1 protein-coding gene is annotated in these 613 nt (G+C 66.1%); it reads left to right on the top strand.

Annotation, left to right across the window (positions count from 1 at the left end; genetic code table 11):
• On the top strand, positions 1–613 hold a 613-nt coding region (locus tag BN1129_RS21815), incomplete at both ends, for a hypothetical protein (RefSeq protein ID WP_042035665.1).

The following is a 613-nucleotide window of genomic DNA, read 5'->3' as shown; positions in this document are numbered from 1 at the left end:
TCCAACGCGCCCTCCGATGACGTTCTGCGCATCAGCGTGAAGCGTGACGGACTGGCATCCGGCTACCTGCATGATCAGATCAAGGTCGGCAGTCTGCTGGAGGCCAAGGCCGCGCAGGGGCAGTTCGTGCTCGATCCCGTGCAGCACCGGCCACTTGTACTGCTGGCCGCCGGGGTGGGCATCACCCCGCTGCTGAGCATGTTGCGCGAGGTGGCCTACCAGAATCGCCGGCTGCGTCGGCGCCGTACGGTCTGGCTGATCCAGAGCGCCCGCCAGCAGGCGGAGCTGGCCTTCAGCCGGGAGTTGCATGAGCTGCAGCAGCAGAGCGGCGAAACCCTGCACTGGCTGCGAGTCATCAGCCAGCCCGAGGCCGGGCTGCAGGAGGGACTGGACTTCGACCTGCACGGGCGCATCGATATCGAACTGCTCAAGGCTGTGCTGCCCTTCGACGACTATGACTTTGTTCTGTGCGGACCAGCCGGTTTCACCCAGGCGCTGTACGATGGCCTGCGCGAGCTGAACATCAGTGACAGTCGCCTGCATGCCGAGACCTTCGGCCCCTCCAGCCTCAGGCGACGTCCCGACCTGGCCGCTCCGACACAGGACTGGCCGC

The organism is Aeromonas popoffii (assembly GCF_000820025.1).
Taxonomy (GTDB): domain Bacteria; phylum Pseudomonadota; class Gammaproteobacteria; order Enterobacterales; family Aeromonadaceae; genus Aeromonas; species Aeromonas popoffii.
The sequence above is the reverse complement of the archived record's forward strand: the minus strand, read 5'-3'. Positions and strand labels throughout refer to the sequence as shown.